Origin of the sequence: Kurthia sp. Dielmo, assembly GCF_000307285.2 — a bacterium.
In the GTDB taxonomy this organism is placed as follows: Bacteria; Bacillota; Bacilli; order Bacillales_A; family Planococcaceae; genus Kurthia; species Kurthia populi.
In genome coordinates this window covers 234,013-259,800 of the sequence record NZ_HE578959.1, presented here as the reverse complement: position 1 = coordinate 259,800, position 25,788 = coordinate 234,013, and the positions used below count along the sequence as shown (strand labels likewise).

Annotated in this window: 26 protein-coding genes; 5 read left to right on the top strand and 21 right to left on the bottom strand. The window is 41.6% G+C overall.

All coding sequences use genetic code 11. The features are described 5' to 3' along the window. Positions 1–60: 60 nt before the first annotated feature. Genes KTHG_RS12490 through KTHG_RS12480 form a run of 3 tightly spaced genes read right to left on the bottom strand, consistent with a single transcriptional unit; the run spans position 61 to position 3,005 of the window. Complete coding sequence (locus tag KTHG_RS12490) at positions 61–858, bottom strand: ABC transporter ATP-binding protein (RefSeq protein WP_139993972.1); 798 nt, start codon at positions 856–858, stop codon at positions 61–63. Next, entirely contained in the window at positions 855–1,856 is a 1,002-nt protein-coding gene (locus KTHG_RS12485; protein WP_139993970.1) for a FecCD family ABC transporter permease, read from the bottom strand. The genes KTHG_RS12490 and KTHG_RS12485 overlap by 4 nt, the downstream gene beginning before the upstream one ends. Before the next feature lie 12 nt (positions 1,857–1,868). After that, on the bottom strand, positions 1,869–3,005 hold the full coding sequence (locus KTHG_RS12480) for an ABC transporter substrate-binding protein (RefSeq protein ID WP_139993968.1): 1,137 nt from the start codon (positions 3,003–3,005) through the stop codon (positions 1,869–1,871). A gap of 230 nt (positions 3,006–3,235) precedes the next feature. Between KTHG_RS12480 and KTHG_RS12475 the strand changes: the two genes are divergently transcribed. Next, entirely contained in the window at positions 3,236–3,859 is a 624-nt protein-coding gene (locus KTHG_RS12475) for a hypothetical protein (RefSeq protein WP_139993966.1), read from the top strand. Position 3,860: 1 nt separating this feature from the next. Further along, a complete protein-coding gene (locus KTHG_RS12470) occupies positions 3,861–4,466 on the top strand; it encodes a type 1 glutamine amidotransferase family protein (RefSeq protein ID WP_139993964.1) in 606 nt (201 codons plus the stop codon). 89 nt (positions 4,467–4,555) lie between these two features. Here KTHG_RS12470 and KTHG_RS12465 read toward each other — a convergent pair whose 3' ends face one another. The 3 genes from KTHG_RS12465 to KTHG_RS12455 form a co-directional block, all read right to left on the bottom strand. Beyond that, entirely contained in the window at positions 4,556–5,176 is a 621-nt protein-coding gene (locus KTHG_RS12465) for a hypothetical protein (RefSeq protein WP_126989420.1), read from the bottom strand. Between the two features lie 62 nt (positions 5,177–5,238). Next, positions 5,239–5,838, bottom strand: coding sequence for a DUF2812 domain-containing protein (locus tag KTHG_RS12460; protein WP_139993962.1), 600 nt, complete (start codon positions 5,836–5,838; stop codon positions 5,239–5,241). 11 nt (positions 5,839–5,849) lie between these two features. Continuing rightward, positions 5,850–6,143: a PadR family transcriptional regulator gene (locus KTHG_RS12455; RefSeq protein ID WP_139993960.1), complete on the bottom strand. Its 294-nt coding sequence runs from the start codon at positions 6,141–6,143 to the stop codon at positions 5,850–5,852. 152 nt (positions 6,144–6,295) lie between these two features. On the opposite strand from KTHG_RS12455, the gene KTHG_RS12450 reads away from it, so the two are divergent. After that, entirely contained in the window at positions 6,296–6,796 is a 501-nt protein-coding gene (locus tag KTHG_RS12450) for a GNAT family N-acetyltransferase (protein ID WP_139993958.1), read from the top strand. 51 nt (positions 6,797–6,847) lie between these two features. Here KTHG_RS12450 and KTHG_RS12445 read toward each other — a convergent pair whose 3' ends face one another. The 6 genes from KTHG_RS12445 to KTHG_RS12420 are packed head-to-tail and all read right to left on the bottom strand — an operon-like array spanning position 6,848 to position 12,501. Then, positions 6,848–8,338: an aldehyde dehydrogenase family protein gene (locus KTHG_RS12445; RefSeq protein ID WP_126989416.1), complete on the bottom strand. Its 1,491-nt coding sequence runs from the start codon at positions 8,336–8,338 to the stop codon at positions 6,848–6,850. 11 nt (positions 8,339–8,349) lie between these two features. Continuing rightward, complete coding sequence (locus KTHG_RS12440; protein ID WP_139993956.1) at positions 8,350–9,318, bottom strand: PDR/VanB family oxidoreductase; 969 nt, start codon at positions 9,316–9,318, stop codon at positions 8,350–8,352. A gap of 11 nt (positions 9,319–9,329) precedes the next feature. After that, positions 9,330–9,815, bottom strand: a complete 486-nt coding sequence (locus KTHG_RS12435) for a hypothetical protein (RefSeq protein ID WP_139993954.1) — start codon at positions 9,813–9,815, stop codon at positions 9,330–9,332. A 1-nt stretch (position 9,816) separates the two neighbouring features. Beyond that, positions 9,817–10,803 (bottom strand): heme-dependent oxidative N-demethylase family protein, encoded by a 987-nt coding sequence (locus KTHG_RS12430; protein WP_126989413.1) that lies wholly within the window; start codon positions 10,801–10,803, stop codon positions 9,817–9,819. A gap of 12 nt (positions 10,804–10,815) precedes the next feature. Continuing rightward, on the bottom strand, positions 10,816–12,258 hold the full coding sequence (locus tag KTHG_RS12425) for a cytosine permease (protein ID WP_139993952.1): 1,443 nt from the start codon (positions 12,256–12,258) through the stop codon (positions 10,816–10,818). A 24-nt stretch (positions 12,259–12,282) separates the two neighbouring features. Then, positions 12,283–12,501 carry a hypothetical protein gene (locus KTHG_RS12420; protein WP_126989411.1) on the bottom strand — a complete coding sequence of 73 codons (219 nt, stop codon included), beginning with the start codon at positions 12,499–12,501 and terminating at the stop codon, positions 12,283–12,285. A 155-nt stretch (positions 12,502–12,656) separates the two neighbouring features. Here KTHG_RS12420 and KTHG_RS12415 point away from each other — a divergent pair, with 155 nt between their 5' ends. After that, entirely contained in the window at positions 12,657–14,450 is a 1,794-nt protein-coding gene (locus tag KTHG_RS12415; RefSeq protein ID WP_186439591.1) for a sigma-54 interaction domain-containing protein, read from the top strand. Between the two features lie 96 nt (positions 14,451–14,546). Here KTHG_RS12415 and KTHG_RS12410 read toward each other — a convergent pair whose 3' ends face one another. Genes KTHG_RS12410 through KTHG_RS12375 form a run of 8 tightly spaced genes read right to left on the bottom strand, consistent with a single transcriptional unit; the run spans position 14,547 to position 22,869 of the window. Beyond that, positions 14,547–16,073, bottom strand: coding sequence for an acyl-CoA carboxylase subunit beta (locus KTHG_RS12410; RefSeq protein WP_139993948.1), 1,527 nt, complete (start codon positions 16,071–16,073; stop codon positions 14,547–14,549). 15 nt (positions 16,074–16,088) lie between these two features. Beyond that, positions 16,089–16,865, bottom strand: a complete 777-nt coding sequence (locus KTHG_RS12405; protein WP_126989408.1) for an enoyl-CoA hydratase — start codon at positions 16,863–16,865, stop codon at positions 16,089–16,091. Continuing rightward, positions 16,862–17,767 carry a hydroxymethylglutaryl-CoA lyase gene (locus tag KTHG_RS12400; protein ID WP_139993946.1) on the bottom strand — a complete coding sequence of 302 codons (906 nt, stop codon included), beginning with the start codon at positions 17,765–17,767 and terminating at the stop codon, positions 16,862–16,864. Before KTHG_RS12400 ends, KTHG_RS12405 begins: the two co-directional genes overlap by 4 nt. A 13-nt stretch (positions 17,768–17,780) precedes the next feature. Beyond that, positions 17,781–17,987, bottom strand: coding sequence for an acetyl-CoA carboxylase biotin carboxyl carrier protein subunit (locus KTHG_RS12395; protein WP_126989406.1), 207 nt, complete (start codon positions 17,985–17,987; stop codon positions 17,781–17,783). A gap of 16 nt (positions 17,988–18,003) precedes the next feature. Next, positions 18,004–19,359 carry an acetyl-CoA carboxylase biotin carboxylase subunit gene (locus tag KTHG_RS12390; RefSeq protein ID WP_139993944.1) on the bottom strand — a complete coding sequence of 452 codons (1,356 nt, stop codon included), beginning with the start codon at positions 19,357–19,359 and terminating at the stop codon, positions 18,004–18,006. Continuing rightward, entirely contained in the window at positions 19,359–20,999 is a 1,641-nt protein-coding gene (locus KTHG_RS12385; RefSeq protein ID WP_139993942.1) for an AMP-binding protein, read from the bottom strand. The genes KTHG_RS12390 and KTHG_RS12385 overlap by 1 nt, the downstream gene beginning before the upstream one ends. 57 nt (positions 21,000–21,056) lie before the next feature. Then, the gene (locus KTHG_RS12380) at positions 21,057–22,199 is read right to left on the bottom strand and encodes an acyl-CoA dehydrogenase family protein (protein WP_126989403.1); all 1,143 of its coding nucleotides are present in this window, start codon (positions 22,197–22,199) and stop codon (positions 21,057–21,059) included. Between the two features lie 52 nt (positions 22,200–22,251). Next, positions 22,252–22,869: a TetR/AcrR family transcriptional regulator gene (locus tag KTHG_RS12375; protein ID WP_126989402.1), complete on the bottom strand. Its 618-nt coding sequence runs from the start codon at positions 22,867–22,869 to the stop codon at positions 22,252–22,254. Between the two features lie 310 nt (positions 22,870–23,179). On the opposite strand from KTHG_RS12375, the gene rsgA reads away from it, so the two are divergent. Beyond that, positions 23,180–24,241 (top strand): ribosome small subunit-dependent GTPase A, encoded by a 1,062-nt coding sequence (gene rsgA / locus KTHG_RS12370; protein WP_139993940.1) that lies wholly within the window; start codon positions 23,180–23,182, stop codon positions 24,239–24,241. 685 nt (positions 24,242–24,926) lie between these two features. Here rsgA and KTHG_RS12365 read toward each other — a convergent pair. Next, positions 24,927–25,400, bottom strand: a complete 474-nt coding sequence (locus KTHG_RS12365; RefSeq protein ID WP_126989400.1) for a hypothetical protein — start codon at positions 25,398–25,400, stop codon at positions 24,927–24,929. Positions 25,401–25,788: the final 388 nt, after the last annotated feature.

Below are 25,788 nucleotides of genomic sequence, written 5' to 3'. Positions count from 1 at the left end.
GCCTCTTTTGTTTTTAAATATCTTCGTTAAACTTACATGTGCTAATATCGCGACGGAGGCCTAGTGCACGTGGCACCATCGTTTCGAGTAATAAATCTTCTTCTTCGAAAATGATTTTTTCAGTTCGATGCCGAAGAAATGCTTCATACGTGATTCCGTCATCACTTCATTAGTTGGACCAAAGACAAGTCCCTTATCCTTACCTGTCATTAAGACATGGTCCGCTAAGTAAAAGGCATGGTTTGGATAATGCGTATTAATAATACAAGAAATGCCTTTTTCTTCCGATAAACGACGAATTGTTTGTAAAATAACAATTTGTTTTTGAATATCTAAGTGCGATTCTGGCTCATCTAAAATTAAGACTTCCGGATTCGATACAAGTGTACGAGCGATTAATGCAAGCTGCAATTCCCCACCGCTGACTTCGTTGCATGATTTATGGGCTAAATGACGAATGCCCACTGTATCAAGCGCTTCAAGTGCCGCTTCTTTATCCTTCTTCGAAGGCTGTGCTAACGTACTAATGTATGGTGCACGTCCCATGATGACTAATTCTTCTAATGAATAACCAAATGTCATTTTATGTGCTTGCGGTACGTAGCCAATACGCTTCCACAGCTCTTTTTTTGAATAGCTTGTCATTGGCTGATCATCAATAATGGTTTCGCCCTCTGTCCAGTCAAGTAAGCCGGTAATGCATTTTAGCATCGTCGTTTTACCTGCACCGTTCGGACCAAGAATTGATAAAATCTCGCCTGCTTCAAGTGTAAAGTTTACATTTTTCGCATATAAGTTTGGTAGCGTTTGTTTGCGCTTCATATAGTGGAAATTTCCGTTACGTACTTCTAACTTCACGCCCAACGACCTCCCATACGACGTAATAAGTAAGCAAAGAATGGCGCACCGATAATCGCTGTTAAAATCGATAACGGAATTTCTGTTGCTGTTAAACTACGTGCTAAATCATCAATGATTAATAAGTAAACGCTCCCAATTGCCAGTGATACGGGTAAGACAAATTGATTGTTGTTCCCAACAAACATACGCGCAACATGGGGAATGATTAAACCAACCCAGCCAACAATCCCTGCAGCCGCTACTGTCGCCGCTGTAATAATTGTGGCACCCGCAATAACTGCCCATTTCAGCGCTGTCACCGGAATCCCCATTGACTTCGCTTCATCTTCAGGTAATGTTAATAAATTTAAACGCCAGCGTAAGACGTATAAAATTAGCATACCAAATAAAATAATCGGACCTGCAATATATAAATCACGATACGTTGCTGTACCAAGACTCCCCATTAACCAATACGTAATCGCTGGTAATTTTTCCTCTGGATCGGCCACAAATTTCGTTAATGAAATAAGTGCATTAAATAACGCAGAGGTAATAACCCCGGCTAAAACGAACATATAAATGGCCGCATTTTTACGATTTCCGGCTACAAAGAATGTAAATAAAATCGCTAGTAGACCAAAGACAAGCGCAAGTAATTGTGCTGTTACGCCTTGACCAAATAATAAAATACCTAGTGAAGCACCAAAGCCGGCACCTGCAGATACCCCTAAAATATCAGGTGATACAAGCGGGTTTCCGAACATCCCTTGGAAGCTAGCACCTGCCATCGCAAGGCCACCACCAATTAGTAGTGCTAAAAGAATACGTGGGAAACGTACATTCATCACAACAGTTTCTTCCATATTCGACCACGTTTGGTCAATTGGGAAAACCTGTGATGTAAGAATTTTCACAATCGTTATAGGGTCTACATAAAAACGACCAATCCCAAGTGACACAACAGCTACAACAATCGGCAGTAGCCACATTAACGCAATTTGCCATTTCTTCATGTTAGGACACTCCTATTGTTTTGCAGCTTCAGAAGAAGGATGTAAAATCGTTTCCACTTCATCATCTGTTACATCAAAGTTGTAGAAATCTTTATAATACGTTTTAATTTCATCGTTCATGTCGTAATCAAATAATTCTGGTTGGTTATGATTTGCCATCCATTTCAGCATAAGTGGTGCGTCACCTGATGGTGGGAACCAGCGATAAATACCTAGAGGAATCTTATACACTTTTTTATCTTGAACGGCTTTCACGTCGCTCCAGTCTTGACCTGAAATTTTGTTGTTAAATAAGTCTTCTGGTTGTGTTTCAGTGAAGTTCGTAATGTAGATAATATCTGGATTCCATTTATAGATTTGTTCCATATTCACTTCTTTTTGGCCTTGGACACCGTCGCCTGACACGATATCATAGCCACCTGTTTGATTGACCCAGTATTCGCCCCATAGGTTTTGCCCCGCTACAACGATTGATTTATCGCTATGTTGGTGTAGCACAAGGACACGTGGTTTATCTTCTTTTTCAACATTTTTTAGCTTTGTATCGATTTCTTTTTGCACATTTGTAACATTATCAACATATTTGTCAGCGCGATCTAATGCGTCGCCACCTTTAATTTCTGCTGTTACTTTTAACCAGCTGTTGAATGTTTCTACCGGATTTGCATCTGCTACTTCAACAGTTTGTAAGGCAACTGTTGAGATACCCGCTTCATCTAATTTTTCGATTGATTTTGTATCATTTGCAATTTCAAAATAAACTTGCGGGTCAACATTCATTAACTCTTCGACATTTAACTCACCATTTTGGATAAAGTCTGTTGATGCTTTTAACACATCTGGAGACATTTTCGCAAGCATTGAGTTTGATGCTGCATTATATGAGTTCGGGTGCATCCCAACGATTTCTTTTGTTGAGTTTGTCGCAACGAACCAGGTTGAAAAGTACGGTAAAATCCCCCCTACAACGACACGATCCACATCTCCTGGAATCGTTACATCTCTACCTAATTGGTCTTGAATCATTTTTTCTTCTGCTGTTGTTTGTTTGTCGCTTGAAGAAGTTGTTTTGCTCTCTTCATTCCCACATGCTGCTAACAGCCCAGCTGCTAATGTTGCCGCTGCTAAAAAGCCATATTTCTTTTTCATTTTTGTATTCCTTCCACAAATAAAGCGTTTTCTATACTATTTATTTGATTATCATTATCAATTATTTATTCTTCTCTATTCTATTGATAATCATTTTCAATTTCAACGAATTTTGTCGAAAATACGTGTAATAGACGATATTTCGACAAAATTAATGTCGAATGATAGCGAATATAGTATGCTAATTGCGAGTGATTATCATTTATATGTAAAACTAAAGGAGACTTTCTATGAATTTATCAATTGCCCGCCTAGATCCGGGTCATGCATTTGGCATCAATGGCCAAATGGTGAAAATGACAGATTTAGCGATTAAAAACATTCCACAATATACCTTAACGTCCGCTGCGCTAGAAGATGTAAACGTTTTAATCATTCCAAACTTCGTGGACCAAGAATTTTTGTATGCTAATAAAACCATTATCGAACGCTTCTTAGCTGACAAAAACATCGTCGTTTTCTGTGGTCACCTATTCCGCCCTTGGCTACCAGGTGCGTCATTATTTATGCCTGAGCGCATTCAGCACCACACAGACTATAATGTCTATCTACAAAACAATACGCCAATTTTTGATGGTGTCGAAACAGAAGATATGACGGTAAATAAAGGTGTCGCTGGTTTCTTCGCACGTGGTTACTACCATACAACAGCTGAGCAAGAAGTTCATTTACGCTTTAAGAGCGGTCATGTCGTTACATATGTGGATCGTCATGCAACAAATGGTACAATCGTTGTTCACGCAGGTCGTCCGCTACTAGGCTACAGTGGTCATAATAAAACAACAGATCGTATTCGCCCACAATTCCTTGCGTTTTTAACACAAGAACTCGCACGCTTACAGGAGGCACAATAATATGAAAAAAATCGGTGTTATTTATTCAGGAAATGAAGCGCATTACCGCACATTTCATGAACCAAAAATCAACCAATTTATCGAAAAATTAATTTACCACCCTCAATTTGTAGGCACAGACATTAGCGATTTAGATGTCCTTGTTGTTCCTTCACAGTTAAACGGGGAATTATTAATGCAGGGTGCACAAAAAATTCGTGAATTCGCGGCAAACGGCGGCACAATTGTCGCATTTGGTCCACAGCCTTGGGAATGGATTCCTGAGCAAAAATGGGAAAACCGTGAAACAAACTTCTGGTGGTGGTTAGAAAAAGACGCGAAAAGCGGTCTTGTCTTAACAGCACCAGAGCATATTCTATTTAAAGATTTCTTAACACTTGATGATTGTACTTGGCACCAACATGGTTGCTTCTGGCCTACAGAGGATGCTGAAATTTTAATTGCAACAGAAGATGGTGGTGCGATTATGTACGACCAAAAATTAGCAACAGGTGGCCGCTGGATTGTCACAACATTAGACCCAGACTACCACTTTGGCTCTTACTTCATGCCAGCAACAGAACGCTTTTTAGAAGGATTCTTCCCGTTCTTAGCTTCTGGTAAATAGGGATTAAAAAAGAAGGAATCGCGCAAAAAAGCGCGGTTCCTTCTTTTTGTTATGAAGCTATAAATTGAGATAGTGTTTCAGTGTCTTTTCTACATTGTTAAATAGGGATATATTTTATGCCCATACGTGAAATACGTCGGGGCAGCATCTTCTATTTCATAAAAGGCCTTTGCTAAAATGCGCGCCTCATCTAATGTTAATTTATAAAAATCGAGGCCGGCGGGTAGAACGGTATTTAAATCGACACCCTCGACATCCTCTAGCTCATACTCGTCGATAAATTCACGCTCAAATGTGGCGTAATCTGGGTAGCCTTCGATAATGCCCATATCGATAACCATCTCTTTTTTTGCATCAATCCGTATCGTGACGGTCGCATCTGCAAATGCCGCGTTTTTCTCTTTGTCTTGCGGTGTGATGCCAATTAATCCATACGTACGACTCTGTGGTTTTCGAAAACTATGCTGTGGATAGTGAGCCGTCATATACTGAAGGCTTTCTTCGTTATACCCGGCATCACTTTCAGTCGTCAGCCCAAAATCCGCGAGCAGCACATTGTCATATGCGAGCGTCGGCAACCCTCTTTGTAATCTTTTTACAATATCAATTGCCATACAAATGCTTTCAAATGTCGTTGCACTCCAATGATAATAAACATTGGCTACAATGATACCATCAAAATTCAACGCTAAATTTAACCGTTCGCCCAAAACCTTCGCCACCTTTCCATTCTTCCCTAACCTTTCCCCGCTTTAGCAGGATTTTAATCCCTTTATACTTGCTGCTGTAGCTTACGATATTCGTAATATGCGCTCAGTGATAATATAGCCGAGCCAATAACAATTAATGGGCAGAATAAACGCAGTAGCGCGAACGGCGTTTCAAACAGAAAAGCCTTCCAAAACAGCGAGCCTTCCATGTCCCACAAACCTCTTGCTAAATACATATTGTCTGGTGACAAAGTGCCTTGCTGGAAAATAATACATGACAGCACGAAAAATGGTAGGGCAAACATAAGACTATAATTCATAAGCTGCTTATAATAATTTTTCGTCGATTGTCTATCGGAGAAAAGCTGATCTGCCTCTTGTCCCTCGGATACCTTTTGCCAGTAATGCTTTCCTGAGCTACGGGAGCCTTGTAGATAGCTCCATCCAAAATCCTCATACATCAGCTTATATTCTTCAAAGGCTTCTTTTTTCATAGCTTTTTGACAATCAATTCGTACGACATAGGGTTGTGATGTCTTTTCAAAGACAAAACCTGAACACCATGAGGTAACTTTTGTAATTTTATAGCCTTGCTGTAGGAAGCCATTTAGCCATTGCTCTTCTTTTAAGACATTTATTCGGAACCAATTTGTTTTTTTCATCGCAAACCCTCCTAGTAAAGTGATAGTAAATGGACTAATCGCGCCTTTTCTACTGCTAAAATCCGCTGTCCTTCTGGTGTAATATGATAAATCTTTCGACGTCCCTCTAAGCCAACCTGCTCAATCCAATCGTATTTCGCCATATTGTCAAGTGCACCGTATAGCGTCCCGGCTGCTAGATGGACTTCGCCCTCGCTTAACTCGTCAATTTTTTGCATTATTGCGTAGCCATGAAGCGGCTCCTGTAGCGCAATTAAAATATAGTGCATCGTTTCGGATAATGGTAATAGCGGATGCTTCTTCATATGCTCACCTCTCTATTCAGTTGGACTGTATATAATCCGATTATATACAGTCCAACTGAATAGTTCAACTATATAGAATGAAATCCATCGAAAAAGGGTAAAGTGTACTACAATTCATATCTTTGTATTACTATTTTACGGGAGGTTTTAGTATGGATATTCGAAAATTAACCGCGAATGATGCAAGCGCTTACTTAACAATCCGTCACCGCGCTGTACGCGAAGAGCCTGAATCCTTTTCACCAACATTTGAGGAGGAACAGAAAAAAGATGTTGCTGTTTATGAACAGCAACTAAGCAATCCATTCACAACAACCTATGGCATTTTTGATAATGGGAAGCTTGTAGGTGTCACAACACTCGAACAAAATCCATACGAAAAAATGAAGCATCTAGCGCAAATTGTGGGTGTCTATTTAGCACCAGAGCACCGAGGAAAGGGGTATAGTAAAGGGCTATTTCAATTCGTGGTTGACGATGCTCGCAAAAACCCACAGCTTGAGCAACTTCGCCTATCGGTCGTTGATTCGATGATACCTGCTGTACGTCTCTATGAACGCATGGGCTTTGAAATTCTCTGTCATGATCCAAAAGTAATGAAGATGCCAGATGGTCATTACTTAAATGAATTGCAGATGATTTGTTTTTTATAACAGTAAAAAAGCACGTGTAACGAATTTCCTCGTCACACGTGCTTTTCTTATTTATTGGGGGAACCAACCAACTGGCGCTACATTTAGGCGAATATTAATTTGCTTCACTTCTTGGAATTCTTCTAAGCTATATTTTCCTAGGCTACGACCGATACCTGATTGCTTATAGCCCCCCCATGGCGCTTCCACATAGGTCGGGTGATAATCATTGACCCAAGTAATGCCCGCACGTACTTGTTTAATAACACGTAGGGCTTTCGCGCCGTCATTTGAGAAAACTGCACCTGCTAGACCGTAATCTGTGTCATTTGCTAAGCGAACCGCCTCTTCCTCAGTTGAGAATTTTTGAATTGTCACAACTGGACCAAAAATTTCCTCTCGTACAATCGTCATATCTTGTGTCACATCTGCAAAGACAGTTGGTGCTAAGAAGAAGCCTTCATCTAGACCATTTTCTGTTAAACGATGACCGCCTGTTAATAGTGTTGCACCTTCTTCTTTTCCTTTTTCAATATAACCTAAAATAGAATTCATTTGTGCTTCACTGACAATAGCACCCATATGTGAATCCTTCGCAAGTCCTGGTCCTACCTTAATTTTTTCAGCACGCTCGACATAGCGCTTCACATAATCATCATAGATAGTATCTTGTACTAAAATACGACTTCCTGATGAGCAAACTTGCCCTGAGCCAACGAAAATCCCAAATAAACCGTAATCTACTGCCGTTTCAAAATCCGCATCTGCAAAAATAATATTCGGTGATTTCCCGCCTAGCTCTAGTGAGATTTTCTTTAAATTGCCTGCTGCTGCACGCATAATACCACGCCCAACCTCTGTACTACCAGTAAATGACACCATATCGACATCATTGCTTTCTGAAATCGTTTGACCAATAATTGAGCCCTGACCGAGTACCATATTCGCTACACCTTCAGGTAAACCAACTTCATCAATAATTTCAAATAATTTAAAGGCGGTAACTGGTGTGATTTCAGCAGGCTTATAAACAATCGTATTCCCCGCCGCTAGTGCCGGTGCAATTTTCCATGCACTCATTAATAATGGGAAATTCCACGGAACAATTAAGCCCGCTACGCCAACTGGTTCCTTCACAACCATTGCTTGAACATCATCTGGCACTGGATATGTTTCGCCGTCTGGGTGCAAGATAATGCCCGCATAATAGCGGAAGCACGCAATCGTATCTTGAATATCCCCCTCGGCCTCGCCATATACTTTCCCGTTATCCATTGTTTCTAGTGTCACAAATTCTTCGAAACTCTCCTCGATTTTGTTTGCGATTTTATGTAAAATCGCAGCGCGCTCCTGTGCCGTTGTTTTTGCCCATTCCCCGTTATCAAATGCCGTACGTGCTGCTGTAATCGCTTGTTCTGTCTGATTCTTTGTCATACGTGGGGCAATTGCAATCACTTGTTGCGTCGCTGGATTAATAATATCCACCGTGTTATCCGCCGTTACCCATTTGCCGTTAATATAGCTCTTTAATTCTAGTACCTGTGTATTTGTTAATGTTGTCATTGTGATTCCCCCTATAGTTTCAGTGATAGTTTTTGTTCTTTAGCACGTGAACAGCAAGTTAAAATACTTTTACGTTTTGCTTTATTTTCATTCGATAAAAAATGATCGCGGTGATCCACTTCTCCGTCTACTACTTCAACTTCACAACTGCCACAGCCACCGATTTTACAAGCAAATGGGGCATTAATGCCTTCGCGTAGTAACGCATCTAGTAACGTTTCCTCCGCTTGTACCTCAATCTCCTTTTGACTATCGGTTAATGCGACGGTAAAGGCATTGCGCTCTCTCGTGTCCTGCCCTGTTGAAAACAGCTCAAAATGCACAGCCTTTTCAGGATAGCCATAAGCAAAAGCTGCATCACGGAATTCCTCGACCATTGCGACAGGGCCACAGAAATATACATGCGTGCCAATACGATGCTCCTTCATTACTTCCGTACAAAGTCGGTTTGGCTCTTCAACTCGTGAAAAATAAAACTTCACCTTATCGCCGTAGCGCTTCTGTAGCTCCTCATAAAAAGCACATTCTTCTGGTGTACGTGCAGCATAATGTAGCTCAAACGTTTGGTCGAATTGAATATCCTCCATCATCGCTAAAAATGGTGTAATCCCAATTCCAGAGGCATAAAATGCGTGATTTTTCGCAAAAGGGTTTAGCGCGAAATAATTTCGTGGGAATGTCACCTCTAGCTCGTCATCTACTGCCATGCATTCATGCCAGTAAACAGAGCCACCACGTGAATTCGTATCCTTACTAATCGCAATTTCATAGTATGCACGATTTTGAGGATGGCTCACAAGGGAATATTCACGCTCGATTTGCGTACCGTCTGTTGTTGTAATAAATGTTTTTAAATGAGAACCTCCAGTGAATGCTGGAAGTTTATCATCCACTGTCGGAGCTAATGTAAAGCGTTTAACAGTTGGCGACTCCTCTACAATTTGTGTAATCTTCACAGGAATATTTCCAGCTAATCTCATACAAATTCCTCCTATGCTTCTGGTATAAATGGATAGCCAATATAGCCTTGGCGTACTTTTGAATAAAACGGACCTACCTCTAGATGCGCACCACATGCACACTGTACGTTCACCGCTTCTTTTAAAATCTCACTCGATGTAAAGCATTTCATACAGTAAATATATTTTTTTACATCATCCCGAAGTTGAACCTGAATTTCAGCTTCAGAAACGCCTTCTTCAACGGCTGTTGTGAAAATAGTCGTGGCTTCGTCCCAGTTGGCAACAACATAAAAATGTGTACCCATTTTCTGCGCTACAATAAAGGCACGTGCCTGCTCCGCATCCTTAAAGACATGGACGTCATGCGGTGTATCATATAATTTTTCAATTAATGCACTTACTGCGCTATGCTGTGCCTGATCAGTAATAATCGCCGCTTTTTTAAAATAAGCATTCGGCACTAACTGCGTGGTTAATGCAGGGGATGCGTCAAATAATACTGGACTGTTGTACATACTATGCGCCCCCTTGTGCCTTTAACTTTTCATCTTCTCGGCGCAAAAATTCAACTGATTGTGGTAAAAATGGTGCAATTCCTTTATATTCAGCCATTGGTTCAGGAATATCTTGTAGCACGCTATACGTTAAATCAAACCATTCTTGGCGTAGCTTTAAATCTTCGAGTGGTAAGAACTGTGTATTTAACACGAAAAGAATGGCATTACTACGTGGCATACGGTAAAATTTTTGCTCCTCTACGCGTAACCGTACAAGTTTACCAGCATTTTCAGCAGTTACGAGCTTACGTTGAGGCTCCCATACATCCATCGTTTCGTAGTTTACATCCCAGCGATCTGCCATCAAGTTCCAGTTAATACGCGTCCATGGCTCCCCCGGGTTAATCCCTAAAAGAAAGCGGCGAATACGGTCTACTAAATCATCGCCGTTACGTGATACAAACGGTACAGGGCCATGAATTTCATTAAATGACATGCCCGTATTCCAATGTGCTGAGAAAAGCGCCGCATACGATACTTGCCCAACCTCTAAATAATAGTTGTCATCACGGTGTACCATCAATACGAAATCCTGGTGGAAGTGACGCCCCGCAAAGTCATACGGCTCATACGGTAATGTCGATGCATCCCCAAAGGTAAACGTTTGTTGCTCGTCTAAAATATTATTTTTAAACGTCCACTCATCGCCGTCCTTGTGTAGCTCAAAATGCTGTGGATACTTCTGAATCGCCATTTCAAAAACCATCTCCAAAAACTCCCACTGCATTTCCATCGTATGCGGGAATGATTGATAGCGTACTTCTGGCTGCTCATCTAACAGACGGCGTTTGGCGCGCACTTGCATTTCATATTCAGGTGTAATCGTCACGAGGTTAACATCCTCTAGCTTGCGTAAATCATTTGAGTAACGATAATTATCCGAGCGGAATGGAAATGGAAATGTATCTAAATCTGTTGTTTTAAAATCTAAGTTTTGTGTGAACATATAAAATTCCTCCTAATTATGAATTTCATCCGATTGATGTTGAATGACATATTGTTTAAACGTTTGATCACTAGTAGCTACACGGTCTACCTCGAAGCGGAAGACAAATTTCGCACATATTATATAAACGATGCACGATAAGAAGAACGTTGGCACTCCTGCTGAAATTTTTAAAAATAAGCTATGCGCTTCTAATGTGACGGGGTTGTAGATACCCCAGTAGAAAAAGTAAGCGACAAGTAGCGCAACGAGTGCCGATGGATTAAAGCCAAACCAATAGCGGTAGGCACCTTTTGTGTTATACAAGTCGCGCATCGAAATATTTTGGCGTGTAATAAAGAAGTAATCGGCAATTAAAATACCGCCTAAGCTCGCCATCGAGAACGAAATCACCGACATAAAAATATTAAAGGCGTCGTAGAAAGAAGAGCTTAGCAATAAAAACACGGTCGGTAACATCATCGACACCGCTAGAATCCATGAGCTTTTTGAAAACATCGTTTTAAAGCTAATCGCAAAGGAATACATTAAGAATAATGTTGCGCCTAAATTGGCAACCGTTAGTAGTAATAGCCCGACAATCGCAAATTTACTGCCCATTACAGCATTCATCCAGTCACCTGGATAAAGGGAGCCAGATACTAAAGCAGCGAGTGCGCCCGCAATTGCTGCTACAACGACAATAACACCGTAGCTATAAAAGCTTGCGCTGTAAGCAGCCTTTGTCGATTTAGCTAGACGGCTATATTGCCCTAAATACGGTAGCCACGAAAAACCTAGTGCAATATTGATTTCAAGAGCAGTCATAAAGGAACGCTGATGATTTTCAAATGCCCCAACTGGTGATAATTTACTAAGTGCTGGGATATGATCAGAAAACATAATTGCCACAATCAAGCCGATTAAAAAAAGGAAAAATGCCGGAACCGCTACTAAATTAAAAATTCGAATGGCTCCTGGTCCCCTAAAGACAATGAAAAGTGCGATGAAAAATAACATAATCGCAAAAATGGAGGTTCCGGTCGTTCCTGTTAGGCTACTTGGTAGTGACAAGAGGCTGCTCGCTGTCGCCATGGCCTCTCCTGCCATAAATAAAGCAACTGCACTATAACCGAGTGATAATAAATAAAATAAAACGAAGAATGCAACCCCGCCGTTATAACCGAGTGCACTCCGAAAGCCCACAAAGGTATCCACACCGTATTTAGCAAAATAAATCGCGACTGGTGCGATTAAAAACATCGGGAACGCATTACCAAAAATAACCGCGACCATCGAATCTTTCGTCTCCAACATATTTCCTGCGTAGGCTCCTGTTAAGAGACCAAAAGCAGATAACCCGATAACGGTTTGCACGAGTAATAAATCAAAAAAGGTCATTTTGCGATCTTTCGTAGCTGTCGGCAAATAGGCAAAGGCAATATCTGAATTAACATTTGATTTCGTTTTAGACATATTCTATTTCTCCTTTACATAAGCTTATAGCGTAAAAGCAATGATTGTGATGACTGCCATTACCACGCTGACACCTAAAAAATCTTTCAGTTTAACTTTTGTATTTTTTTCAATAAGATCCTTTTCGAACTGTTCAATTCGTTTCTCTAAATTTTCGTACATCCCTCGTACAAAAGGTTCTTCTGATCTCAATTCTTTTTCATAGCTTTTTTCATATTGTGTAAAAGTGATTGGTTTTTCCATATTCATTCCCCCTCGATATGTATAATGCAAGAACCATGCCAAGAATAAATTGTTTGATTTTTCTGGTTTTTCTTATAAAATCAGTAGGAGTGTCTTTCATTTATGAAATTATTTATTCACAAATGAAATTAATCGACTTTGAGGGGGATATCTTCATGAATCAATTCACCGTACTACGTCAAATGTTTGATGTATCAATGGTCATCGAACAACATGGCGCAATAATGCAGGCCTTTTCAACAAATACATCTTTTTTAGAAAATGTGGAACGATTTCAGCATTTTACAGATTATGAGCAAGCAACCTTTCAAACCTCCATTTTTCAAAAGCTACAACCACATGTAGAAAAGCAAACATTTTTGCAAGTCACTTGGAATAACCGGCGTGTACTAACGTATGTGATTGCTTCTGACAATCAGTACATTATTGCCTACAATATTTTAAAAAAAGAGAATGCAAAAAAAGAGGCACTTGCCTCATTAAATAGTGAATTCATTATTAAAAGTGATGCGATGAAAGAGGTGTTATCAAAAGTATTAAAATCCGCTCAGGCTTCTGGAACAACACTGTTACTCGGAGAGTCTGGTGTGGGGAAGGAAGTTGCAGCACGCACAATACATAGATCAGGACCTCGTAAAGATCAGCCTTTTATTGCGATTAACTGCGGAGCTTTGCCAGAAACACTTATTGAAAGTGAATTATTCGGCTATGTGGCCGGTGCCTTTACAGATGCCCATAAATCAGGAAAAATCGGTAAGTTTCGAGAAGCTAATCATGGCGTTATTTTTTTGGATGAAGTAGGTGAACTACCTTTAACAATGCAAGTAAAGCTTTTACGTGTGCTACAAGAACGAATCGTTACACCCATTGGCTCCTCTAAAGAATATAAAATTGATGTCCAAATTATTGCTGCAACGAATAAATCACTTATTCAAATGGTCGAGGATGGTACATTTCGCGAGGATTTATTTTATCGTTTAAATATTATTCCAATTGTCATTCCACCTCTACGAAATCGTATTGAAGAAATTCCGGAACTAATTGCGCATTTTAATGCACGGTACAATGAAAAATATCACTTTTCAAAATATTTTTCTACAGAAGCTATAGATTTTTTAAGCCTCCAGGAATGGCCAGGAAATGTGCGTGAGCTTGAAAACTTTGTTGAGCGAGCGATTATTTTATCGGATGAATCTCTCATTTCAATTCAAACAGCACAAGAATTTTTAAATGTTTCAAAAAATAAGTCTTCTCATAAGGATTTTTCGCTTCATACACTGATGCCACTGCAAGAAGCACAAGAATTAGTCGAGGAACAGTTAATTTCAATGGCTATGGAGCAATACAATTCATTAAAGTTAGCATCGAAGGTATTAGGCATTAGTCAGCCCACAATGAGTAGAAAATACAAAAAAATTAAAGAAGCACAAGCTAAGCAGGATACGGGCTTTAGCACGCGTATTATTTTAGAAAAGGAGCTCGATAAACGGCTACGCGCGACCGCTGTTGTCACATCAATTGGTATTTTACCAATCGATTTAGAACAGGCTATTGCACATTTAGGAGATGATACTTTTTTAGCGCCCGTATCCGAGCAATTAACACAAGTTTATATGAAGGAAGTTGGGGTACAGTGGGGCTTTATTTTTATTAAAAATAAAGCCGGTCAAATCGTCAATTTAACTGCAAGTGAGGATTTTATTATTCCAAATGGTGTTGTGTATATTGGTAGCGAGGTTATTTTACAAACGATTGAGCAAGCCTATAATGGCATTATTAGTGTGACACCGATTTATACGGATGAGTACGGCGAATGGAAGACATGCTGTGCGCCTTTATATGACACGAAAGGCCAAATTATCGCCATTCTTGGCTTCGATTATGCCAAAGATTACGTCGAATCAGAATTAATTAAGCTAAGCAAATCATTAAATATTCAGCTGTCTTAAAAAGAAGGTACCTTCTATAACCAGGAGGTATCTTCTTTTTTAATTTTAGACAAATTTAAAAAGCAGCCCAATATATGGACTGCTCGGTTTTCATAATTAAACTGGATTGACACCATGTTTTCGCTCTGTAAAAGATACATTTTTCGTTTTATATGCCGCAAGTCTTTGAACTAATGACTGACGAAGTTCATTCGGCTCAATAACATCATCAATAACGAGCTCTGATGCTAAGCGGTACACATCGATTTCTTCTTTGTATTCAGCCGTTTTTTGTGCAATGAAATCAGCTCGCTCATCTTCCGGCATTGCTTCAATTTTATTAGCATATACCGCATTAATTGCTGCTTCTGGCCCCATTACTGCGATTTGTGCCGTTGTTAGGGCAATACAAGCATCTGGTTCAAATGCTGGACCAGCCATTGCATAAAGACCAGCACCATAAGCTTTGCGTACGATAACGGATAGCTTTGGCACAGTGGCCTCACTCATCGCAAAAATCATTTTAGCACCGTGACGAATAATGCCAAGCTTCTCTACTTGCGTACCTATCATAAAGCCAGGCACATCTGATAGGAAAATAAGCGGAATATGGAAGGCATCGCATAAATTAATAAACTTTGCTGCCTTATCCGCTGAGTCATGGAATAATACGCCGCCCTTTGATTTTGGCTGATTGGCTAAAATTCCGACAGGCTGCCCATCAATACGCGCAAGGCCTGTAATGAGCTCTTTTGCGAAGAGCTTTTTAATCTCACAGAATGAGCCCTCGTCAATAACACGATCAATTAAATGATACATATTAAATGCCGCATTTTGATTTTTCGGGATAATATCCTCTAATGTATCATCAAAGCTTTGTGGTAGCTTACTTTCTACTACATCAGTCTTTGTACGGAAGTTTTGCGGGAAGTACGTCAAATAACGGCGTGCATAATCAATCGCTTCTTCTTCCGTTTTCGCTAAAACATCGCCACATCCAGAAACCGAGCAATGCATTTTCGCGCCACCCATCGTTTCTAAATCGACTTTTTCACCAATTACTTTCTCTGCCATACGTGGTGACCCTAAATACATCGACGCATTGCCCTGTACCATAACCACAATGTCACAAAACGCCGGAATATAAGCGCCACCCGCTGCTGATGGGCCGAATAATAAACAGATTTGTGGAATACGTCCAGATAACTTCACTTGATTATAAAAAATACGTCCGGCACCACGGCGACCTGGGAACATTTCAATTTGGTCTGTAATACGCGCTCCTGCTGAATCGACTAAGTACAGCATCGGTACTTCTAATTTTTCCGCTGTTTCTTGAATGCGAATGATTTTTTCGACTGTACGTTTTCCCCAAGAACCCGCCTTGATTGTCGAATCATTTGCCATCACACAAACTGTGCGTCCATTAATTTTCCCGATACCTGTTACAACGCCATCTGCCGGTAGGTCCCCCGCCATAATGTTGGCAAAGGCGCCGTCCTCAACAAATACATCATCATCAAATAGGCGCTTTAAGCGATCGCGTACGAATAATTTCCCTTGCGCCGCATTTTTTTCATGGTACTTCGGCGCACCCCCTGCTGCAATTTCCTCTTTATATTCACGATATGATTTCTCCATCATCTCTCGTTCCTCCCTTTACTGCCCCTTAAACTGCGGCGCGCGTTTTTCTTTGAATGCCTGTAAGCCTTCCAAACGGTCCTCACTATGCAAAAGACGCTCGTATGCTAAGGCTTCAATTTCAAGTCCTGTCGCGAGATCCGTCTGCAAGCCCGCTTGGATCGCTTTTTTTGCTTGAATCAGTGATAATGGTGCATTTTTTGCCATTTCCTGCGCTAGTTTCTGCGCTTCCTCCATTAGCATTTCCGGCACATATAAATGTTCAATGACCCCAAGCTGCAGTGCCTCTTCGCCTGAAATGCGGCGTGCGGTGTAAATGAGTTCTTTCGCTTTCCCCGCACCAATTAATCGTGCTAAACGCTGCGTACCACCTGCACCTGGAATAATGCCTAGTGCCGTCTCCGTTAAGCCAACCTTTGCCATCGTGCTAGCTACACGGATATCACAGGCAAGTGAAATTTCTAAACCCCCACCTACCGCTACTCCGTTAATGACCGCAATGACTGGCTGAGGTAACGCTTCTGTCTGTCGAATCACTTCGCCAATAAGTGCGACCGTCTGACGCGTCTGTACCTCATCCATCGATTGTCGTTCTTTTAAATCTGCTCCTGCACAAAATACTTTATCTCCAGCTCCCGTCAGTAATACAACACGAATTTCACGGTTATGTGCAATGGTTTCTAATGCTGCCTTATATTCCTCTAACATCGCCAGTGACATCGAATTCGCCGCCTCCGGACGATTCAATGTAATGGTCGCAATATGATTATCTACTTCTACGATTACATAGCTCATAGTTGCTCACCTCGGAAAACCGCCATTTGCTTTGATGTTAGCGGTCGTTTCATTTGTTGTTCCATAAACTGTGATGCATGTAATAACTTCTGCATATCTACACCTGTTTCAATGCCCATTGTGTCAAATAAATAGAGGACATCCTCCGTCGCAACGTTACCAGATGCGCCCTTTGCATATGGGCAGCCGCCAAGACCGCCAATCGCACTATCAAACCGTGTGATACCATAGGGTAGGCTTGCCACAATATTCGAAATTGCGGTGCCATGCGTATCATGAAAATGCATCGCCAAATGCTCAGGTTTGTAGTGCTTTAGTAATTCATCTAGTAAGCGTTCTACCTGCGTAGGAACGGCAACGCCAATTGTGTCGCCAAGCGAAATCTCCTGTACGCCCATATCAAATAAATGATTGGCAACATATTTCACCTGGCTTGGCTCTGTGTAGCCATCATATGGACAGGCAACCACCGTTGAAATATAGCCACGCACCGTCTTTCCTGCTGCACGCGCTGCCTGAACGACTTCCCGGAGCACCGGAAAGGTTTCAGCAATCGTTTTATTAATATTTTCTTTATTGTGGCCCTCAGATGCGGACATAAAGACACTCACTTCATCAATATCTGCATCAAGTGCCCGCTCAAGCCCTTTTAAGTTCGGTACGAGTGCCGCATACGTAATACCTGGTTTTCGGTCAATGCCTTTTAACACATCAACCGCATCAGCTAGCTGCGGAATCCATTTAGGATGCACGAAGCTCGACACCTCAATATAATCAAGACCGGTATCACTTAAACGGTTAATGAGCTCGATTTTATTTTCCGTTGTGATGATGGCCTTTTCATTTTGAAGCCCATCGCGCGGTCCGACTTCCTTTAGCTGTACAGCGTTTGGTTGCTTCATATGAAAAACCCTCCTATTCGATTTCGACTAAATCCGCATCAACATCAATAAAATCGCCCTCGTTGACAACTACGCGTTTTACAACGCCTGCTTCTTCCGCTTCTACGGGAATCTCCATTTTCATCGACTCTAAAATCATGACTTCTTGACCCTCTTCCACTGTATCGCCCTCTTTTACTAACACTTTCCATACTGTGCCTGCCATCTCTGCTTTAATCATTTTTCATCCATCCTCTCTATTTTTTCGCCACTTCTGGCAAATAATATTGTTCAACAAATTTTGTCGTTGTGCGTCCTGCCTTGAATTCCGGATGTGCCACTACATCCCGTAGCATCGGAATATTCGTTTTAATGCCTTCTACCACATAATCTGCGAGCGCTTGTTGCATACGCGTAACCGCTTCATCACGTGTCGTCCCTGTCGTAATTAATTTTGCAATCATTGGGTCATAAAACGGCGTCACAACACTACCTTCCTCGACACCTGCCTCATGGCGAATACCTGCTCCTTGTGGTAACACAAGCTTCGTAATCGTCCCTGGTGACGGGAAGAAACGTACCGGATCCTCTGCGTAAATACGCACTTCTATCGCATGCCCATGAATCGTTAATTGCGAGCGCTCAATCGTTAGCTCTTCACCAGATGCAATCTTTAGCTGCCATTCGACTAAATCCAATCCAGAAATTTCTTCTGTAACCGGATGCTCCACTTGTAGGCGTGTATTCATTTCTAAGAAATAAAATTGCTCGTTGGCATCAACTAAAAATTCAATTGTGCCCGCATTCGTGTAGCCAATACTTGAAGCGGCTGCAACTGCTGCATCGAGCATTTTTTCACGCGTTTCTGCTGAAATAAATGGTGATGTGGCTTCTTCAACAACCTTTTGATTACGACGCTGAACCGAGCATTCTCGCTCAAACACAGGAATCGTATGGCCATGCTGATCGGCGAGCACCTGTACCTCAATATGATGTGGCTCAGCGATAAATTTCTCGACAAACATCGTCCCGTCACCAAAAAAGCTTTCGGCACGCTTTTGATTGCCTTCAAATGCCTTCAACAGCTCGGCCTCATCATGTACAACCTGCATGCCAATACCGCCGCCACCCGCAGAAGCCTTCAGCATGACCGGATAGCCAATCTTTGCGGCCACATCAGATGCTTCTGTTGCACTAGCCATCGCTTCATTGACCCCTTCGATAATCGGCACGCCCGCAGAAGCCATACGTTTACGCGCTTCAAGCTTACTACCCATCGCCTCAATAACTTCAGAAGTCGGACCGATAAACACAAGCCCCTCCTGCTCAACGCGCTTCGCAAAACCCGCATTCTCAGATAATAGACCATATCCTGGATGAATCGCCTCTGCACCAGATTCCTTCGCCGCTGCTAAAATCGCATCGACATTTAAATAGCTTTGATTCACTGGCGGCTCACCGACACAGTAGCTTTCATCTGCCTCTCGCACATGTAGGCTCGTTTCATCGGCCTTTGAATAAATGGCCACCGTCTGAATACCAAGTCGCTTACACGTTCGAATAATACGGCGTGCAATTTCACCGCGATTGGCAATTAATACTTTTTGAAACATTATTCTTCACCTCGCCTAATTTCAAATAATTCTCGTAGCTTAAATTTCTGCACTTTCCCAGAAGCGGTCATCGGATACTCGGCCATAAAGAAAATATAACGCGGAATTTTATGACGCGAAATCTGGCCATCGCAAAATGCACGAATCTCTTCCTCCGTCACTGCCTGATTATCCTTTGGTATAATCCAAGCGGCTAATTCTTCGCCGTATTTGGCATCCGGTACACCCGCAACCTGTACGTCAAGAACAGCGGGATGCTGATATAAGAATTCCTCTACCTCGCGCGGATAAATATTTTCGCCCCCGCGGATGACCATATCCTTCAGACGTCCTGTCACACGTACATAGCCTGCTTCATCCATCGTGCCTAAATCTCCGGTATGGAGCCAGTTATCAGCATCAACTGCTTCACGCGTTGCTTCAGGATTATTATAGTAACCCTTCATTACACAGTAACCGCGAGCACAAATTTCACCTTGTACGCCGCTTGGCACCTCATCCATCGTACCCGGATAAACGATACGCACCTCCGTATTTGGTAGCGCGCGTCCAACCGTTTCCACTTTCAAATCGATGGCATCATCGGTACGCGTTTGCGTTAAAACAGGTGATGATTCGGTTTGGCCGTAACAAATCGTAATATCTTTCATACCAAGTGTATCCATTACACCTTTCATCACTTCAATTGGACAAGTTGATCCAGCCATAACACCCGTTCTAAGACTGGATAAATCAAAATCAGTGACATTTGGTAAGTTCAGCTCGCTAATAAACATCGTCGGCACCCCGTGAAGAGCTGTACAGCGCTCCTGTTCAACCGTTTTTAACACAATGCTCGGCTCAAACTCTCGCACCGGCACCATCGTCCCGCCTGCTGATACAATCGTTAGCGTCCCAATGACACAGCCAAAGCAGTGGAAGAATGGCACTGGAATGCATAGCCGGTCATCTGACGTGAGCTTCATACATTCTGCAATGTTAAGCGCATTATTAATTAAATTGTAGTGCGATAGCATAACACCTTTAGGAAAGCCTGTCGTCCCTGATGTGTACTGTAAATTGATGACGTCATGTGCAGTCAGTGAAGCTTTTCGCTGTGCTAGTGCTTTATCCGGCACATCTTCCCCGAGCTTAATAAAATCATGCCAGCTATAGGTGCCTGGATAATCCTGATCACTAATAACGACGACTGTTTTTAAAAGCGGCAGTGCAGCACTCTCTAAGCTACCCGGTGAGCTATCTCGCAGCTCTGGGCAAATTTCATACAGTGTTTCAATAAAGGAATGATCACGATATTGATCAATGAGTACGAGCATTTTTGAATCAGATTGCTTCAAAATATATTCGAGCTCATTGGCACGATAATTTGTATTAATCGTCACAAGTGGTGCGCCCATTTTACCTGAGCCAAACTGTAAGCCAGGCCACTGGGCAACATTGGTCGTCCATACAGAGAAATGATCGCCCTTTTCAAGCCCCACCGCCATCAATGCCTTTGCGACATCATTGACATGATTATTAAACTGCGTGTACGTCATACGTAAATTAAGATCTTCATAAACTAATGCTTCATTATCCGGGACCTGAGCTACACGTTGTTCAAGAAATTCGCCTATCGTTTGTTCCACTAATTGAGCCAAATGAGTCCTACTACTTCTATTTAAAAAGCAGTAGTGTCACCTCTCTTTCGTTTTGGATTAACAGCCAAGCTGACGTGCGATTACAACACGTTGAATCTCTGATGTACCTTCACCAATTTCCATTAACTTAATATCACGTAAATGACGCTCTACATCGTACTCGGCCATATAGCCGTAGCCACCATGAATTTGAATGGCCTGATTACATGTGCGGAAGCCCATTTCAGAAGAGAATAACTTCGCATAAGCTGCCTCTAATTTAAATGGCTTACCGTTATCTTTTAACCAAGCCGCCTTCATAACCATATTACGCGCAAGCTCGATTTCCATTGCCATATCGGCTAACTTGAATTGAATGGCTTGTAGTTTTGAAATTGATTGCCCAAACTGGACGCGTTCTTTCGAATAAGCCAATGCCTTATCATACGCTGACTGTGCAATCCCTACCGATAATGCCGCGATTGAAATTCGACCACCATCTAGTGTATTTAAAAATTGCCCAAAACCTTTCTTTTCATCACCTAGCACATTTTCACGCGGTACCCGTACATTATCTAAAATGATTTCACAAGTATTCGATGCACGAACACCCATCTTTTGATAATCCGAGCGAATTGTGACCCCTGGTGTATCACTCGGTACGATAATCGCCGTAATAATATTTTTACCGCGCTCATCCTTACCTGTTACTGCTGTAACAACGATTTGACGTGAATAAGAGGCATTCGTAATCCACTGCTTCTCGCCGTTGATCACCCACTCATCTCCGTCTAACACCGCACGTGTCTGCGTACCACCAGCATCTGACCCTGCATTTGGTTCAGTCAGTCCAAAAGCTCCTAGTGTCTCACCCTTTGCAAGTGGCACTAAATATTCTTGCTTTTGCTCCTCAGTACCAAAATTATAAAATGGCGTTGCCCCAAGACTTACTGCTGCCGCATACGATAAGCCTGTACCACCGCAAGCACGTCCAATTTCCTCTACCGCAAGTGCATACGACACAATATCGCCACCCGCGCCGCCGTACTCTTCAGGGAATGGAATACCTAATAAGCCAAGCTCCCCAATGCGTTTGAAGCTTTCCTCACGAAAGGCATGCGTTTCATCTAACTCGCGAGCATGTGGGGCAATCTCCGCCTGTGCAAAATCACGTACCATATTACGAATCATCTGTTGTTCCTTCGTTAACTCAAAATTCATTATTATTCCTCCTCAATTTGAACCGACTAGTCGGTCTGTGTGGTATAAAAGCTCACAATAAGTACTGTTTTGTGGCAGCTTCACGGTACCCCGCCTCTGTCATTACACCGCGCAAAATCACATCATTGAAATACGTTGTAATATCTTGCATCGTTAGTTCACCGTCTTGCTTATACCACTTGTATGTCCAATTGACTGTCCCAATAATCAACATTGCTGTAATCGTAATCGACAGCTCTTGCCTAAAAACCTGTTGGCGCTGTCCATTGATTAAAATTTGCTCCAGTAGCTTTCGATACGCCGTACGCTTTTTCGTAATGGCCTCTTCATGATTTGGCAGCAAGTAAACGCTTTCATTATAAAAAACCGTAATATGCCGCTGATAAATATTAAAGACATTCATAAACGTACGCATCAAGGCATCTAGCTGATCAATCGCGGAATCATATTGCTCGCTCGCCCGCTTTGTTTCATTCAATACATAGGAGATGAAAATATCATGAATCTCATACAGCAAATCATCCTTTGATTTGAAATGATGATAGAAGCCACCTTTTGAGGTTTCGGCATGCTCAACCAGCTCCTCAACGCTAACACCGTGGTAGCCCTTTTCCTGAAATAAATCGAGCGCTGCTTCGACGACGCGTTCTTTCACTGTCAATTTCCGCATGGCCTCACCACCCTTTATCTATTTTTAACACAAATATTCTGCTTTATGCAATATTTTTGTAAAATATTGACTAAAAAAATATTTTAAGCTATAGTGGTAGTAACGTTGAAACGGAAGAAGGTGCTGACTATGAAAAATATGAATGCGATTGTATCGTCTCATGAGCCTTTGTGCGCTTTTTTAGTCATCCACCGACGCCTACACTAGTGATGAGTGTATCTATTTTTGTACGATGGAATTCTGACCTATGAATGCGCCCAAATGGCTCAGTCATAGGTTTTTTTATACGCAAAAATAGGAGGAATTCACATTGAATTTACAAACATTAGGCTTCACAACATATTTTGAACAGCAACAAATCGACACGAAAAAACAACTTTATCCTGCACGTATCGTTCAACAACATAAACATGCTTACCGCGTACAGGGTGAGCATTTCAACTGGCTCGGAACCGTCAGTGGTAGCTATGCTTTTCATACATTACATGCCATTGATTATCCTGCAATCGGCGACTGGGTGCTCGTCGAACAAATGCCAGGCGAGGAAAAATGCCTCATCCATTATCTACTCGAGCGTAAATCGGTCTTCACGCGAAAGGCTGCCGGACTTGAAGTAGAAGAACAGGTTGTTGCCGCAAATATTGACATCGTCTTTTTAGTAATGAGCTTAAATGATGATTTTAATAGCCGCCGCCTTGAACGCTATGTCGTTGCCGCATGGGAATCAGGTGCAATGCCAGTTGTCGTCTTAACGAAGGCAGATATGTGCGAAGACGTCACACCCTTTATTCGTGAAACAGAAACAGCCGCGATGGGTGTTGATTATGTCGTGACAAGTGTAGTAACAGGCGAAGGGCTCGACGCTTTGCGTCAATATTTAACGCTTGGAAAAACAGCGGCATTACTTGGTTCATCTGGTGCTGGTAAATCCTCTCTAACCAATGCCTTAGTAGAAACAGACGCAATGAAAGTTTCTACTATTCGTGAGGACGATGCGAAGGGGCGCCATACGACGACGCATCGCGAACTCGTCCAATTACCTAGCGGTGCGTGCTTAATTGATACGCCTGGAATGCGCGAACTGCATATTTGGAGCGAGCAAAACAGCTTGGATACGGGCTTTAAGGATATTGAAGGCTATGCAGAAGATTGCCGTTTCCGCGATTGCACCCATCAAAATGAACCTGGCTGTGCTGTTCGCGGTGCAATCGAGCGTGGCGAGCTGGAACCTGGCCGTCTACAAAATTATTTTAAGCTATTACGTGAGGTTGCCTTTATCGAGCGCAAAACAAATGCGCAGCAACAGCTTGCTGAAAAGCGCCGCTGGAAAAAAATATCGAAAACACAAAAGGCAAATTACAAACAACGCTAATCACGAAAGAGGCTGGATTTCTCCAGCCTCTTTTTTCTATATCTTCATTTGAAATTGTTCATTACGTTAGAAAGCGTCTTTTCGATACGACATATTTTTTAATAAGCGTCTCTACTGAGCTTATTTACACACTATTATTATAATAATTTGCGTCACTTAAAGGGTTTACGTGATAATTACTATTTTTAAAGCGATAAATATTATGTTTTAGCAAATCATTCGTTCAAGTTCGGCCCTTTTCCGGGTCTCTACCGGGTATTTTTTGACCGTTTTAGCCTTAAAAAGGGCAATTTCCACACATAAAAATTAAAAAAAGTAGCAAAATCTCGCTGCATGTCGTTTTTTTGAATAAATCTTTTTCTTTAAGGAAAATCCCCTATTTATAACACCTCTAGGGGCCCCACTTTTAACTAAAACAACCCGCAGAAGCGCTGTTTTCACATAAAACAGCCTTTTTCAGTCCTCAAAAATGATGGTTATTTGTGACGGTGTCGCCTAATAAATTTTTTTGTTGACGATTTTTGCAATATTGTTATTAAACAATTTAAAATCGATGCGCCTATTAGCATTAATTGGCACATATTTTGAAATATGTCGTAGCCAAAACCCGCTTTCTAGCGTTCTGAGGATTTGCTAGCAAACGATTAAAAAACCCTTCGACAGTTTCGTCGAAGGGTTTCATTAATTATTCAGCTAAAAATCGTTGTAGTAGTTTAATCTCTCGTGCAACATCCGCTTCACCATCGAGTTGAATTTTTTGCTGCATCGCATGATTCAACTGTTGCCAAATAGCGTCACTTAGCGGCGTAAATTGCTCAATGGTAATGCGCGATGCCCAATATCTTTCAAAATCTGCGGGATAGTGGCGCACGACTTGATCACTAATAAAATACATTTTTCTAAATGTTAATACGGCTGTAGCACTCGATAAATCCGTACGCTCATGCTTGCACACTAACGTCACATCATCAATCTCATTCAGCTCATATAAACGAATATATACAGCTTGTAGCAAGCCATAAATCATTTGGCGCTCCTGCCACTGTTCGATATGTCCATCAAGCTCATGACGCATGTGATAATCCAATTGGTACAGGCGACACTCCACAATATTCAATGCTTCACCAACACGTATATAATCCGTTGCGTAGTGATTCATGTCGAATCGGCTCCTCTTACTATTTATGTTATCCTCCATTATACAGGCAATAGGTAAGAGTCTCTATTAAATTGCTTAAAGCGTATGAAAATCGGTTACGTCTGAGAAAATGTTTAGCATATTCGCAAATTATTTATGCATGCTACTGCATTATTCATTCACAAGATTTATGAGGAAAAAGTAGGTGTGCATATTTCAATTTAACCAAAACTACATATTCATATTTCTATTGAAGAGCCGCTTGTACAACAGGATTATCTAGAACAGCTACAAGCATTTCGCAGGGTACGCGATCAGCTCGGAAGTGAGTTGAAGCATATTGCAGCGCAGTTAGTAGAAGTTTACGCACAAAAAAACGTAGACATGTAAATATGTAAACATGTCTACG

Bases quoted from the DNA above. Each gene is read 5' to 3' on its own strand.
- KTHG_RS12405 (WP_126989408.1), bottom strand. From the start codon at position 16,865: ATGAGCTATGTAATCGTAGAAGTAGATAATCATATTGCGACCATTACA.
- KTHG_RS12480 (WP_139993968.1), bottom strand. From the start codon at position 3,005: ATGAAAAAGAAATATGGCTTTTTAGCAGCGGCAACATTAGCAGCTGGG.
- KTHG_RS12400 (WP_139993946.1), bottom strand. From the start codon at position 17,767: ATGAAGCAACCAAACGCTGTACAGCTAAAGGAAGTCGGACCGCGCGAT.
- KTHG_RS12390 (WP_139993944.1), bottom strand. From the start codon at position 19,359: ATGTTTCAAAAAGTATTAATTGCCAATCGCGGTGAAATTGCACGCCGT.
- KTHG_RS12455 (WP_139993960.1), bottom strand. From the start codon at position 6,143: ATGAAGAAGCATCCGCTATTACCATTATCCGAAACGATGCACTATATT.
- KTHG_RS12460 (WP_139993962.1), bottom strand. From the start codon at position 5,838: ATGAAAAAAACAAATTGGTTCCGAATAAATGTCTTAAAAGAAGAGCAA.
- KTHG_RS12470 (WP_139993964.1), top strand. From the start codon at position 3,861: ATGAAAAAAATCGGTGTTATTTATTCAGGAAATGAAGCGCATTACCGC.
- KTHG_RS12420 (WP_126989411.1), bottom strand. From the start codon at position 12,501: ATGGAAAAACCAATCACTTTTACACAATATGAAAAAAGCTATGAAAAA.
- KTHG_RS12435 (WP_139993954.1), bottom strand. From the start codon at position 9,815: ATGTACAACAGTCCAGTATTATTTGACGCATCCCCTGCATTAACCACG.
- KTHG_RS12415 (WP_186439591.1), top strand. From the start codon at position 12,657: ATGAATCAATTCACCGTACTACGTCAAATGTTTGATGTATCAATGGTC.
- KTHG_RS12410 (WP_139993948.1), bottom strand. From the start codon at position 16,073: ATGATGGAGAAATCATATCGTGAATATAAAGAGGAAATTGCAGCAGGG.
- KTHG_RS12475 (WP_139993966.1), top strand. From the start codon at position 3,236: ATGAATTTATCAATTGCCCGCCTAGATCCGGGTCATGCATTTGGCATC.
- KTHG_RS12375 (WP_126989402.1), bottom strand. From the start codon at position 22,869: ATGCGGAAATTGACAGTGAAAGAACGCGTCGTCGAAGCAGCGCTCGAT.
- KTHG_RS12365 (WP_126989400.1), bottom strand. From the start codon at position 25,400: ATGAATCACTACGCAACGGATTATATACGTGTTGGTGAAGCATTGAAT.
- KTHG_RS12450 (WP_139993958.1), top strand. From the start codon at position 6,296: ATGGATATTCGAAAATTAACCGCGAATGATGCAAGCGCTTACTTAACA.
- KTHG_RS12380 (WP_126989403.1), bottom strand. From the start codon at position 22,199: ATGAATTTTGAGTTAACGAAGGAACAACAGATGATTCGTAATATGGTA.
- KTHG_RS12430 (WP_126989413.1), bottom strand. From the start codon at position 10,803: ATGTTCACACAAAACTTAGATTTTAAAACAACAGATTTAGATACATTT.
- KTHG_RS12440 (WP_139993956.1), bottom strand. From the start codon at position 9,318: ATGAGATTAGCTGGAAATATTCCTGTGAAGATTACACAAATTGTAGAG.
- KTHG_RS12425 (WP_139993952.1), bottom strand. From the start codon at position 12,258: ATGTCTAAAACGAAATCAAATGTTAATTCAGATATTGCCTTTGCCTAT.
- KTHG_RS12485 (WP_139993970.1), bottom strand. From the start codon at position 1,856: ATGAAGAAATGGCAAATTGCGTTAATGTGGCTACTGCCGATTGTTGTA.
- KTHG_RS12395 (WP_126989406.1), bottom strand. From the start codon at position 17,987: ATGATTAAAGCAGAGATGGCAGGCACAGTATGGAAAGTGTTAGTAAAA.
- KTHG_RS12445 (WP_126989416.1), bottom strand. From the start codon at position 8,338: ATGACAACATTAACAAATACACAGGTACTAGAATTAAAGAGCTATATT.